This window comes from Butyrivibrio sp. MC2021 (assembly GCF_000621605.1).
Lineage (GTDB): Bacteria > Bacillota > Clostridia > Lachnospirales > Lachnospiraceae > Butyrivibrio.
The window spans coordinates 121,293-133,791 of sequence record NZ_KK211315.1 but is presented as its reverse complement, the minus strand read 5'-3'; the positions used below and the strand labels follow the sequence as shown (position 1 = coordinate 133,791).

The following is a 12,499-nucleotide window of genomic DNA, read 5'->3' as shown; positions in this document are numbered from 1 at the left end:
CTCCAAATTTATTTGCTAGAACTGTATTTCCCGAATGTTGTCAAAACTGATGTCGGTGGTTACCACTGTGAGGTACCGGGCATCCTTGCGGATCCGGGAGATAAGCCCGGTCTTCTTGAGGTACGCTCCGCAGTCGTAATAGATGACCGTCACCATGTCCCCAACCTTCAGAAGGGAGAGCTGGTAATCGAGAAAGTCCAGAGCTTCCTCTGATAAAAGAACCTTCTCGACTTCGATTCTTTCTTTTTCTAAAAGAGCTTCTTCAAAGCCCTTCAGGGCTGCAAAAGGCATGAACTGACTTGCTCTGTCTGCTCTTGGCATAACTGCCTCCTAACGTTTATGGCCGCCTATCTGGGCATTCCTGGTTATGGCATTGCCTGCTTCATACAGGTCCATGCCCTTGATAATGGCATTTTTTCCATAGCGGGCCTTGATCTGATTGACTGACCTTGTGATCTGGCGGTCCCGCTCCATGATACTGGGATCCACGAAAAAGTTGTACTGCTCAAAGCACTCATCCAGAACCGAGTTGGCGCTGATATTGACCCTGCGGATGGGGATGGTGCGCTGAGTGCTTCTGTAATACAGCTGAACAAAAGCATCCATCAGAATCCGGTATGAATTGGTGGTCACCGGCAGAGTGGCGCTGGCTCCTGTGGGAGGGAAGGTCTCTGCGCTGTATCCGATGAACAGGGACACATTGTTGCTGACCACATGGGCTGCCACCATATCAAGGGAAAGTTCGTCAGCCATCTCTTTTACAATGATAAGAGCCTCCTCGAAGCTGTAATCCCGCATCAGGACCTGGCCGCAGGAGAGGGACTTGGAGCGGGTGCGGTAGTTCTTGATCTCCTGCATGGTACAGGGCTCCCTTCCCCAGGAGTGGTCGATAAGGTACTCTGCAAGGACTCCGAAGTTCTTGTATAAGAGCTTCTCGGGGAAAATGGCTATGTCCCCCTGAGTGTACATTCCAAGGGAGTTAAGGCGCCTCTGGGTGCCGGGACCTATGCGCCAGAAATCCGTAAGGGGCCTGTGGGCCCACAGCTGCTCCTTAAAGGTCTCCTCCGTGAGCTCCGCTATGTAGTCAGGAGAGTGTTTGGCCAGGATATCCAGGGCCACCTTGGCAAGATACATGTTGGTGCCGATGCCGCAGGTGGCTCGAAGCCCCAGCTTGCCCCTGATATCGCCCATGATCCGCAGGGCCAGGTCGTGAGCGGATATTCCGTAAAGGCTCAGATATGTGGTCACATCAAGAAAAGACTCATCAATGGAATACACATGGATGTCTTCCTTGGCCACATAGCTAAGGTATATTCCGTAGATATCGGCGGAGATGTCGATATATCTCTTCATTCTGGGAGGGGCCACTATGTAGTTGAGATGCTTCGGGATCTCGTAGATCCTGCAGCGGTTCTTGATCCCGAGGGCTTTCATTGCGGGGGTGATGGCAAGGCATATGGTCCCCTTGCTACGTTCCTTGTCTGCCACGGCCAGAAGAGCTGTCATGGGATCCAGGCCTCTGTCTACACATTCCACGCTGGCATAAAAGCTTTTTAAGTCTATGATCATGAAGCAGGGGTGCAGCTTTTTTTCCATAAAATCTCCTCACCAAATATCGAATATATGTTCCGAACATATATTTGTGTATTAATCATAATACTCTCCGAATCTGGATGTTGCAATCGAACACTTTATAAAATTTTTCTTGCTGTGCTTGTGGTAAGCCAGCGTTATAATACAAAAGAGGTGAGTAATGAACTTTATTGTGAGTTGTAAAGGAAATATTCAAAAAACATATAATGTACTGATTTGGATGCTTATAGGTGCAATAGTTGCATGTATTATTGGCGTATGGTATATTCTGCTTTCATTTAGTATTTCAATTGATGTAATTTTAGCAATTATCCTTTTTCTTGTGGGAGCCGGATGGATGGCATGGGGAGTCTATTGTCTGGAATATTCTGTTGCACTGACTCTTATTGTAGATCATAATGGCATAACTATAAAAAGGCTGCGAAAACCCATGATGGTAGTGGATGTTTCAGAGATAACAGGCGTTACTTTTGGGCGCCATCATGATTCGTCAAGATATGCTCCTAAAAATAGGTACATCATGAAGATCAATGTTAAAGGGGAAAGTATAAAGGTTATTGAAGACGAAATGGAGAATTTTGAGCAGCTTTGCCTCTTTCTCGAAGAGAAAAATGTTCCAACAACTGACGAGGAAACAAAGAATCTCCTAAGTCTTTATTCTATAAGTGCCAGGAAAAAGAGATAGAACAGAAGTAAGGGGCAGTTTTATGCGTTTAGAAAGACTAGATAAATCACAGGTCGAAGAAATATATAAGACAAAGATGCAGGAGGATTTTCCGGCAGATGAGATTAAGCCTCTTAAGGCGATTCTCCAAGGCATTGATAAAGGAATATATGAACCTTGTGGGCTGTTTGAGGATTCAGAGCTTATTGGATATGCTTTTTTTGTCAAACTTGGCAGCGACTATCTTTTGGATTATCTTGCGGTTCATTCGGATATGAGAAATAAAGGCGTCGGAAGCACTGCGGTTATGCTAATTGCCAATAACCTGAAGGATGCAGATAATGTCATAGTTGAAGTGGAGGATCCTGACTATGCAGAGGCGGCTTCGGAAAAAGATCTGCAGACAAGGCGTTATAATTTTTACCTGAGGAATGGCTGCACAGATACAGGACTCAGAGTAAAATGTTTTGGAGTGCCCTTCAGAATTTTGAGGATGGGACCGCAGCAGAAGGAGGATCATGATAAGCTTTGGAAGCTGTATCAGGAGTTTTATCGCGTGATGCTGCCAAAGGAGATGTTTGAGAAGAATTTGAGCCTGAATGAATACATCGACATTTTTTCCAGAGATGGGTCAATTATAAAGGAAGCAGTTCCTAAGCATACTCCGAGACTTCCCGGAGAGTATATACAGCATGTTCTTGTCATTATGAAGACTGTAGACAGTCCTAAAACCGGTAAGGGCGAGGGCCAATATATAGTCCAGCAACGCTCCCTCAAGGCAAAGTATTACGCCGGCAAGTGGGATATGACAGGTGGCGGAGTAAAAAGCGGTGAGTCCCCTAAGGAAGCGGCCTGCAGGGAAGTTGAAGAGGAGCTTTCAATAACGGTTCCGCCGGAAGATATGGAGCTTGCCTTTGAATATATCAAGGAATGGGACGACGGAACAGGCCTTCTGGCCTCTATTTTCATGTGCAGAGTTGAAGTTCCGAAGGATGGCTTTAAGTTCAACACCTATGAAGTAAATGATGTTAAGGTAATGCCTTTTCATGAATTCCTTGAACATGTCAGAGACCACAACGATGAGGAATTCTGCCGGGGACTGGAAGATATCGAGAAAAGACTGTAACGGAAATACAATTGTGATATTATAGAAAAAGAAGAGCAAAGGTGCTTAAGGTCAGGGCATCTTTGCTTATTTTTTTGGAGGTGACAGTATGGTTACTCTAAATGACTATCTCTACAATGGTGATACTGTTCTTAAGATCATACAGAAGTACTCACAGGATCTGAAGGGGTCTTCCATAGTGACGGGAAATACAGTGGACATGCTGCATAGCAATTTTCTCCTCCGGATGGAAGAACTCCTGGTTCATAATGACTTTTTGACATCCCAGTCCCAGAGGATCCGCGAGTTCTATAAGTATATGACCAAGCAGTATCCGCATCTGGCGTTTACTTTTAAGGGAAGGATAAAATCACTTATCAGGGCGGAAGAGAAATTCAACGCCTATATCGTTGGGACAATCTACGATTATTATAAAAAGAATGGAAGTTTCCCGGAGCCGGCTGAGATAAAGAGTAAGATTGAGCATTTCAGGGACCTTATAGCATACAGGATAGTCATCTCCATGCCAAAGTGCCATGTGGATGAAAATGAAGACAGAACAGAAACAGAACTGAAATACCTCTATGAGATTGCAAATATTCTTCCGGATTTCCTTGAGAGAGTGGGCTTTTGTGCTGAAGTCTCCACTATGGATGTGGACCTTATTTCAGACCGGATAAATAAATCAGTCAGACCCTATTTCAAGGACTTCATCAGTAATCCCAGCCCCTACGGCTATCAGTCCCTTCACATCACTCTGTATGACAATGAATCCAGAAGCTATGTGGAGGTTCAGCTTCGTACCAAGGATATGGATGATTATGCTGAGATCGGTCCGGCTAACCACCTTGGATATGAAAAGAGACAGCAAAAGGAGCGGGCCAGAAGAGATAAGATTCCCCAGGGAGAGTGCGTCTATTTTGATGAGGCCTACGAGAGGGGAATGTTACTTCAGCAGCTGGAGCTCTCCAAGATTGATGTCAACATGTTCGGCGCCATCAACAACAGTCTGATAAACGATGGCTGCGGCCTGTACAGAGGAAGACTTATCCTGCCCTTCGAGCATCTGTCCCGCTTCCAGAATGATGTTATTGATTAATTGTCATTTTTCTTAAAGTACCAATTGTCCATTCTCTTGGCATATTCTAAATAATGGCCGCCGATGGATCTTTTTTTGCCATTAATATCAATAAATTCAATATGATAGTTTGTGACTCTTCCGGAACGATTATCTTTAATTCCGAGCCACGCTTTAATAAATCTGCGATTCAGCACCTCGATCTTTCCCGGGGCTGTTTCCACAAACCATTCCTCATCCTGGTACTCTCGGCCTGTGGCGCCTCTTTTGGCCATCTCCTCACGGAAGGACAGGCCCAGGCCCTTTTCTATGACTTTTACCTCTTTTAACCCAAGGGCAAAATAGAGCATGAAACCCAGGAACATACAGCCAAACATTCCCGCAATATAAAGAGTCAATTCCAAAAGAAGAACAATTTGATCAAGAGGATTTTTACCGGAAGAGATACTTATCACGACCATAAGTACTACAATTCCCACTGTTGCCCAGAAAAGGATCAGCGCCAGGGTTCTTGATGCATGCCAGACCAGCGTAAACTTTGTGATGCCCGCGCGGCTTTTATTGCCCCATTCTATGCCGTCTTTTTTGCAACGCTCCTGGAGAAATTTCAGGCCGTACACGTCTTTGCTTAAGGTGACTACCTTTTTATTTTCGATATAAAGACTAAGGGACTGCTCAGTGGTAAGGCATTTGGTCACATCAGAAAATGGAAATTTCTTTGTGATGCCCCATACATTCACATAGGTGGCTTCATTTCCCTCGACGATCAGCCTGTGATGGGAAGTTGCCCAGGCTGCAAAGAAGCTAAGCAGCGTTATTACCCCAAAGACAAATATGGCCACTACAGCATCCTCAACATCTCGAAAAAGGCAAATGACGCTGATTGCAGTAAGAATCGCAAAGAACAGTCCAAAGATGACAAAGGCGATGCTATAGCCGTCGGCAGCACATTCAAATTGATCCGCAGAAGACTGGGCCAACTTCTTATTTCCCTTTTCTTCATTCTTATTTTTTATTAAATTTACCAAATGTACGGTAGATGCACCTGAAAAATAACTCATTTTAACTATCCACTTCCTTTATTTTTCTTGATTTACTAGCGTTTTATCATACATATTCTGAAGCATTTTTGCAATATGTCCATGAGCAGGATGATGTTTTTTATTGCAGCTGTAACAAGCAAAATGCCACCATGAAAAGAAAAATGTAAAATATACTTGACATTATTCTATTACGAGATTATTATAAAATCACAGATAACAATTTTCACTAAGAAGCGAGGAGGTAGAGTAATGTTCGCAGTATCAGCTTTTGCAGCAGTTGGATTATTGGTAGGTCTTCTTGTAGCAATGATAATTATTAAGTTTGCCAATAAGGATAAGAAAATTAAGACACAATACGATGAGAGACAGCAGAATATCCTTAATAAAGGATATAAATATGGTTTCTATACAATGATCACCTGTGAAGCGATTTTGATCTGCCTGGGAATCGGGCAGGTAAGCCTTCCTTTTGCAGATTATCTGCTTCATTTCATAGCCATTTTGGCAGGATGCCTTGTACTTTGCGTTTACAGTATCTGGAATGACGCATACTGGGGAATGAACAATAACAAGAAGAGCTATCTGATCATATTTGCAGTTCTTTTTGTGATCAACCTCATTCCCATAGTAGCCGGATTCCTTAACGGATCCATCAAGGCAGAAGGCGTTGGGTCACTTCCCATCACCAATATTATTGTAGTGATCTGGATGGCACTTATAGGATGCACTTTACTTGTAAAGAAAATAGCAGATTCAAGGGAAGAGGAGGACTAAGTTATGAAGAATTTAAAACTTAAGTCCGCAAGAGCCGGTAAGGATCTTTCCCAGGACCAGCTGGCAGCCCTATGCGGAGTATCAAGACAGACAATAAGTGCTATAGAAAAAGGGGATTACAATCCCACCATCAATCTTTGTATTTCAATATGTAAGGCCCTGGATAAGACACTTGATGATCTTTTCTGGGAATAATTGATAACATCACAATCACCATACGGAGGAGCAGCTATGAATAACATATTACAGACAAAATGCGATCTTTTGGCAGAGAACAGAAATCTTATCAGCAAGGGATTTGTGCTTGAGCATTCAATGCTCAAAATAGCATCAGCCCTTGTGTACACCCAGGAAGGCAAGGTGGCTGACATCGATTATCTCAAGGAGTGCAGAGGCGTTCTTAGAAAGAATGAAGGCGTATTTTCAGATTTCAGAGGTCTTTGTGAATTACTTGTAAGCTCAAGACTTGCCCAGAAGGATGATCCTGAGAGATTTATGGATGACATTGCATCAGTTTATAAGATGCTTCATGAAGGCAGAATTTTCGGATCAAGATACATGGTACTTGCCGCCATCAGCATTTGCGATGCGAAAAGAGCAGCAGATGCCAGGGAGATCATAGCCAAGACAGATGCTCTTTTAAAGGGCATGAAGAAGCAGCATCCATTCCTTACATCTGATGAGGATACCAGCTTTGCAGTTCTTCTTGCTATGACAGATAAGGATGTGGAGACAATCCTTGAAGAGCTTGAGCAGAACTATCAGAATCTCAAGAAGAATTTCATGTTCCATGACAATGCGGTTTATTCTCTTGCACAGGTTCTTACTATGCAGGAGGGCAGCTCAAATGAGAAGTGTGAGAAGGCTGTTGATATCTTTAATGCATTTAAAGAAGCCGGCGTGAAGTATGGTAAAGAATATGAACTTTCTTCAATTGGAGCATTGGTAGGAATGAATGCTGAGATCGGAGAGATGGTAAAAGATATCGTGGAGGCATCTGCTTTTCTCAAGGAGCAGAAGGGCTTCGGAGGCCTTGATATAAGCGGAAAGACAAGACTTATGTTCTCAGCACTCCTTTATGCAGGAACCTTCGCAGATGAAAACGCAGTTTCAAAGGCATCAGCTCTGGAGAGCACCCTCGCAATGATCATTACAGAGGAAATTGTATTCATGATGATGATGGTAGTTATGACCTCATCAGCCGCAGCAAACTCTTCTCACTGAAAGGTGTTTGAATAATGGAACATAGACTTCCTTTGCTATCAGAAGGAATTGGACTAAACATTTTTTATGTTGTACTATCATAGTTTGGAACCTGTAAAATTTCAACGTTTAGAGGAGAAAAATTATGAAAAAGAAACTGGTTATTACAATTATGAGTGCAGTGCTGGCACTTTCTGCAGTTGCAGGATGCGGTGCTAAGACTCCCGCTGAGGAAGTGACAGAGACTACCGAGGCTGTAGAAGAGGCGGTAATAGAAGCAGCTGAAGAAACAGTAGAGGAAACTGCTCCGGAGACCGCAGCAGAAGGAACAGTAACAGACAGAAGCGGAAATGAGATCACTCTTCCTGAGAAGACAGATTCAATTATTTCCATGGCTCCTTCAATCACAAGAGTTCTTATAGATCTTGGTCTTGCAGATAACATCGTAGCCTGCGACACATATTCCTTTGGAAGCTACGGTTCAGAGCTCAAGGCTGATATCCCTCAGTTTGATATGATGGCTCCCGATCAGGAGCAGCTTGTGGCTCTTTCAGCCGATGTTATTTTTACCACAGGCATGAGCCAGGCAGGCGGCACCGATGTTTATGAGTCAGTAAGAGAGTCCGGAGCCTGCATCACAGATATTCCCAGCAGCACATCCCTTAAGGGAATTGAAGAGGACATTCAGTTCATCGGTCTTGTAGTTGGAAAAGAGGCTGAGGCAGAGGCCATGGTTTCTGAAATGCAGACTGTTATCGATCAGATCGCTGAGATCAGCGCTACAATCCCTGAGGACCAGAAAAAGAGCGTTCTTTTCGAGCTTTACACACCTTCTGCAGATAACCCGGTTATCTACACAGCAGGTAACGGCACCTACATCAATGAAATGCTTGAGCTTATCGGAGCAAAGAATGTTGCTGCAGCAGAGACAGACCAGTGGCCAGCTCTTTCAGAAGAGGCAGCAGTTGCAGCCAACCCCGATGTGATCCTTACAGCTGATATGTACACACCGGACGTAATTAATACTATACTTACTATGGAAGGCTGGGAGAATGTTAAAGCCATCACAAACGGCGAAGTATATATGCTTAACAGCGACGAGGTAAATCAGCCAAACCAGCACGTTATTTCAGCGCTTATTGCTATGGCAAAGGCTGTTTATCCCGAGCAGTATGCAGAATTTGAAGAGGGTTCTGAGGAAGTAGAGCCTGCAGCATAAGAATAGGAGTTTTATGGAAAAAAACTCTGGAAAAACTGCAAACAAAATATGTGCTGCCTGTCTTTTGGGACTGGCAGCATTGATTATGGGTATCTGTATAGGAAGTGTATCAATCTCACTTCCTGATACCCTGAACATCATAGGAGCGAAGCTTTTTGGACTAAAGATAAATGATTCCATAGAGGCTTCGCATATTTCTATTTTATGGGATATCAGAATCCCAAGAGCGCTGTGCGCATTTTTAGTGGGCGCTGCGCTGTCCGTAAGTGGTGCCATCATTCAGGCAATCCTTCAAAATCCCCTGGCTTCATCCTATACACTGGGCGTATCCTCCGGAGCATCCCTAGGGGCAGCAGTTATTATCATCAGCGGAATATCCAGCTCCGTGCTGGGTTTCATGCTTCTTCCGGTGGTGGGCTTTACCTGCGGCTTTTTGACGGTGCTTCTTGTAATTCTTATTGCAGGCCGCCTGGATACAGGCTTTCAGAATCATACCATCATTCTCTTCGGAATGATTTTTTCACTGTTTGTAAATGCCATGCTTACCATGCTCAGCTCTCTTAGCCACAGCCATATGCAAAGACTTATTCTGTGGCAGATGGGTTCTTTTTCCGGGCGGAAATATAAGCATGTGCTGGTAATACTGGTTGTTTTCCTGATTGGAATAGTGCTTACTATAAGGTACTGCAGGGAGCTGGACATCCTTACATTCGGGGATGAAGGCGCCATGGCTCTTGGTGTGGATGCAAAAAAAACCAAGAAAAGGCTTCTTATTATCGCATCCCTGCTGACTGGAATTGCGGTCTGCTTTACCGGAGTTATAGGTTTTGTGGACCTGGCGGTGCCCCATGTTGTAAGGAAAGTTTTCGGATCTTCTCATAAAGTCGTGATCCCTATGACTGCCATAGTGGGAGGCGCTATGATGAGCATTGCGGATCTTCTGGCGAGAACCCTACTGGCTCCGCAGGAAATACCGGTAGGAGCCATAACGGCCCTGTTTGGCGCGCCATTTTTCCTTTTCGTATATTTCAAGGAAAGGAGCTGACATGGACAAGAAGAGCATTATTACCTTAACAAACGTCAGCGCAGGCTACGAGCCCGGCAAAGACATCATAAAAGACATTTCTCTGGACATTGAGGAGGGCAAGTGCCTAAGCATTCTTGGCAGCAACGGCTGCGGCAAGACCACGCTCCTTAGGGCTATCTGCGGTTTTATCCACAGCACGGGAGATATAACCATTGCCGGCAAGAACCTCAGACAGATGAAGAGAAAAGAGATAGCTTCCTATATCAGCTTCTTTTCCCAGAAGCCGCAAGTTTATTTTTCTTATACAGTTTATGAGACTGTCATGCAGGGAAGATACATGCATCAGGGTGATGGGACTTCCTTTGGCCGAAACAGGGACAAGGAGATAGTGGAAGAGACGCTGCAGTCCCTGGGGCTTACGGATATCGCGGGGAAGAGCATTAACAAGCTCTCCGGAGGCCAGCTCCAGCGTGTTATGCTCGCGAGATGCATGGCACAGCGAAGCCCCATCCTTATTCTTGATGAGCCCATGAACCACCTTGATATGAAGGTTCAGTCAGAACTTATGGATTACCTGGAGGATTGGCGCAAAAAGCCTGTGGTCATGCCCGATGGCAAGAGCTACATGCCAACAATGATCTGCGTTTTCCACGATCTGTTTCTGGCCGCCCAGATGGCGGACGAGATCGCATACCTTAAGGACGGCAGACTCACGCTCCATGGGGATAGAAAAGAGATGCTCACCGCTGATAATTTGAATGAAACCTTTGATTTTGATGTGATTGAGTATGTGAAGAAGATGCAAAATAGTAATATGTAAAAGTCTTTGGAAAATTTCGACTATACCATTGTTATGAGAAGGGAGTAATGCTTATTGATTTGTTCGACTTTCTTATGGATAACGTTGAACTATAGCTTATAGTTATTCATATGATCTGCTAGTGTCATAGGTGTAGTCAGGGCTTCATCAAGGCACCAGCCTAAGAATAACTCTAAGTTTGATGGCGATAATGCTGCGAAAGATAATAATACTAACGAATCCTAACGCAATCTAACACAAAAGTAAAATACTAACAAAATCTAACGCAAATTTGAAATGCTAACGCAGATTAAGAGGGAGTCGCCATGTCAAGCAACAATCCATTTTGTCTCAGCTTCGGGAAAGAACCGGACAGATACAATTACTCTGCTGGCTCAAAACGGAGAAATGAAAGCTAAAGACATCATTGCGAAGATTGGTGTTACCGATAAGACTTATTTTTTCCAAATCTTTAGGTTATCTTTAGGTTCCCTTTAAATACTCTTATGCTTCCTCCTTTATCATGAACTCTGTAAGGAGGAGGCGTCACATGAATTCAGTACTAAACATCGAAAACGTAACAAAAAAATATAAGGACAACACCGTGGTGGACGGCCTGTCACTGGACATAAAGAAAGGCGAAGTTTTCGCACTTCTTGGGGCAAACGGAGCAGGCAAGACCACAACCATAAAGATGATCCTTGGTCTTACCAAGATCAGCTCCGGAAAAATAGATATAGAAGACGGAGCAAAAATCGGATATTCCCCGGAAACCCCATATTTTCCGCCGTATCTCACAGCCATGGAAGTCATGAAGTATTACGCAGGGCTTGAAGGAGACAAGAAGAGAAAGGATAAGGCTTATCTTAAGAGTCTTCTTGAAGTTGCAGGCCTTGAGGATACCAAGACAAGGGTAAAATACTACTCCAAGGGCATGGTGCAGAGACTGGCCCTGGCACAGGCTCTTATACAGGATCCGGACATTCTGATTCTGGACGAACCCACAGCCGGCCTTGATGCTCTGGGAGGAAAGCACAATCTTGAGCTTCTTAAGAGCCTTAAGGAAAAAGGAAAAACCATCATCATCAACTCCCACATCCTTCATGATATCGAGGAGGTATGTGACAGAGGCGTGATAATGAAAAAGGGCACAGTTCTTGATACCTGGACAAAAAATGAGAGTGACGAGAGCCTTGAAGCTAAATTCATCAGGCTTGTAGGGGAGGAAGAGTAAGACATGGAGATCACACTTAACGTAGTTAGAGAAAAGATAAGAAAGAAGATGCTGTACATCACAACAGTTCTGGGAATTCTGGTGGTAGCCGTTTTTTCTACGGATGTGGGAAGTCTTACCATAGAGGGAAAAGACATCAAGGACTACTACGTGCTTGTTCCCATTCTGATAAATGTCGTAAACTTCCTGGCCGGAGCCATTGCTCTGGCACTGTCGGTCACAACCATCCCCGATGAATATGAGAGACGCACCAGCCACCTGATCTGGTCAAGGGGCATCGGACAGAGCAGATATCATATGAGTCTTGCTGCAGGAAACGTGCTTGTTTCCTGGATCTCAGGCTTCATCCTTTATTTTACTATGGGAGTTTTTGCAATAGTAAACGGTTATTCCAATATCCTGGGAGTTTTAGCTGTAGCAGTTCTTTTCATGATGCTCTACACAACCATTGTATGCATGCTGACAACAGCGCTTTCCATCAAGCTTCCGCCGGTATTTACCGGAGCGATCATGATAGTTCTTCTTATCGGAGGAGCCTTCAGAAGCATGCTGACACTGCTCACATCAGCAGCCACCGGAATTGGCGGCATGATCCTTAAAAGAGTGATCCTCCTTATCCCTAATCTTGCAGGAATCAGCACCCAGGCAGGAAATCTGGTTCAGGGAAAGCTCTTAAACGTACATGAGATAATAATCGGCCTTTTGGTAGTATGGATCGCAGGCCTTGGCATACTTTTATTCAGAAGAGAGGAAGCATAAC

Annotated in this window: 14 protein-coding genes; 11 read left to right on the top strand and 3 right to left on the bottom strand. The window is 44.2% G+C overall.

All coding sequences use genetic code 11. From position 1 onward, the window contains the following. Positions 1-15 precede the first annotated feature (15 nt). Positions 16-321, bottom strand: coding sequence for a hypothetical protein (locus T359_RS0118125; protein WP_026518613.1), 306 nt, complete (start codon positions 319-321; stop codon positions 16-18). A 9-nt stretch (positions 322-330) separates the two neighbouring features. Further along, positions 331-1,596: a Y-family DNA polymerase gene (locus tag T359_RS0118120; protein WP_026518612.1), complete on the bottom strand. Its 1,266-nt coding sequence runs from the start codon at positions 1,594-1,596 to the stop codon at positions 331-333. A gap of 157 nt (positions 1,597-1,753) precedes the next feature. On the opposite strand from T359_RS0118120, the gene T359_RS0118115 reads away from it, so the two are divergent. From T359_RS0118115 to T359_RS0118105, 3 genes are all read left to right on the top strand, one after another. Further along, the gene (locus T359_RS0118115; RefSeq protein ID WP_026518611.1) at positions 1,754-2,278 is read left to right on the top strand and encodes a hypothetical protein; all 525 of its coding nucleotides are present in this window, start codon (positions 1,754-1,756) and stop codon (positions 2,276-2,278) included. Positions 2,279-2,300: 22 nt separating this feature from the next. Further along, positions 2,301-3,383, top strand: coding sequence for a GNAT family N-acetyltransferase (locus T359_RS0118110; protein ID WP_026518610.1), 1,083 nt, complete (start codon positions 2,301-2,303; stop codon positions 3,381-3,383). An 88-nt stretch (positions 3,384-3,471) separates the two neighbouring features. Next, entirely contained in the window at positions 3,472-4,461 is a 990-nt protein-coding gene (locus tag T359_RS0118105) for a guanosine polyphosphate pyrophosphohydrolase (protein ID WP_026518609.1), read from the top strand. Here the strand turns inward: T359_RS0118105 and T359_RS0118100 are convergent. Next, positions 4,458-5,501: a DUF6560 family protein gene (locus T359_RS0118100; protein ID WP_026518608.1), complete on the bottom strand. Its 1,044-nt coding sequence runs from the start codon at positions 5,499-5,501 to the stop codon at positions 4,458-4,460. The two genes, T359_RS0118105 and T359_RS0118100, sit on opposite strands and share 4 nt — an antisense overlap. A gap of 231 nt (positions 5,502-5,732) precedes the next feature. On the opposite strand from T359_RS0118100, the gene T359_RS21950 reads away from it, so the two are divergent. The 8 genes from T359_RS21950 (at position 5,733) to T359_RS0118060 (ending at position 12,498) form a co-directional block, all read left to right on the top strand. After that, positions 5,733-6,257, top strand: a complete 525-nt coding sequence (locus T359_RS21950; RefSeq protein ID WP_051545606.1) for a hypothetical protein — start codon at positions 5,733-5,735, stop codon at positions 6,255-6,257. A gap of 3 nt (positions 6,258-6,260) precedes the next feature. Further along, the gene (locus T359_RS0118090) at positions 6,261-6,452 is read left to right on the top strand and encodes a helix-turn-helix transcriptional regulator (protein WP_026518607.1); all 192 of its coding nucleotides are present in this window, start codon (positions 6,261-6,263) and stop codon (positions 6,450-6,452) included. Positions 6,453-6,488: 36 nt separating this feature from the next. Beyond that, positions 6,489-7,481 carry a DUF4003 family protein gene (locus tag T359_RS0118085; RefSeq protein ID WP_026518606.1) on the top strand — a complete coding sequence of 331 codons (993 nt, stop codon included), beginning with the start codon at positions 6,489-6,491 and terminating at the stop codon, positions 7,479-7,481. Positions 7,482-7,605: 124 nt separating this feature from the next. After that, on the top strand, positions 7,606-8,679 hold the full coding sequence (locus tag T359_RS0118080; protein WP_035784920.1) for an ABC transporter substrate-binding protein: 1,074 nt from the start codon (positions 7,606-7,608) through the stop codon (positions 8,677-8,679). Between the two features lie 13 nt (positions 8,680-8,692). Beyond that, on the top strand, positions 8,693-9,724 hold the full coding sequence (locus T359_RS0118075; RefSeq protein ID WP_051545604.1) for a FecCD family ABC transporter permease: 1,032 nt from the start codon (positions 8,693-8,695) through the stop codon (positions 9,722-9,724). Between the two features lies 1 nt (position 9,725). Further along, positions 9,726-10,526, top strand: a complete 801-nt coding sequence (locus tag T359_RS0118070) for an ABC transporter ATP-binding protein (protein WP_026518603.1) — start codon at positions 9,726-9,728, stop codon at positions 10,524-10,526. A 529-nt stretch (positions 10,527-11,055) separates the two neighbouring features. Continuing rightward, entirely contained in the window at positions 11,056-11,739 is a 684-nt protein-coding gene (locus tag T359_RS21045; protein WP_051545601.1) for an ABC transporter ATP-binding protein, read from the top strand. 3 nt (positions 11,740-11,742) lie between these two features. After that, a complete protein-coding gene (locus T359_RS0118060) occupies positions 11,743-12,498 on the top strand; it encodes a hypothetical protein (protein ID WP_026518602.1) in 756 nt (251 codons plus the stop codon). Position 12,499: the final 1 nt, after the last annotated feature.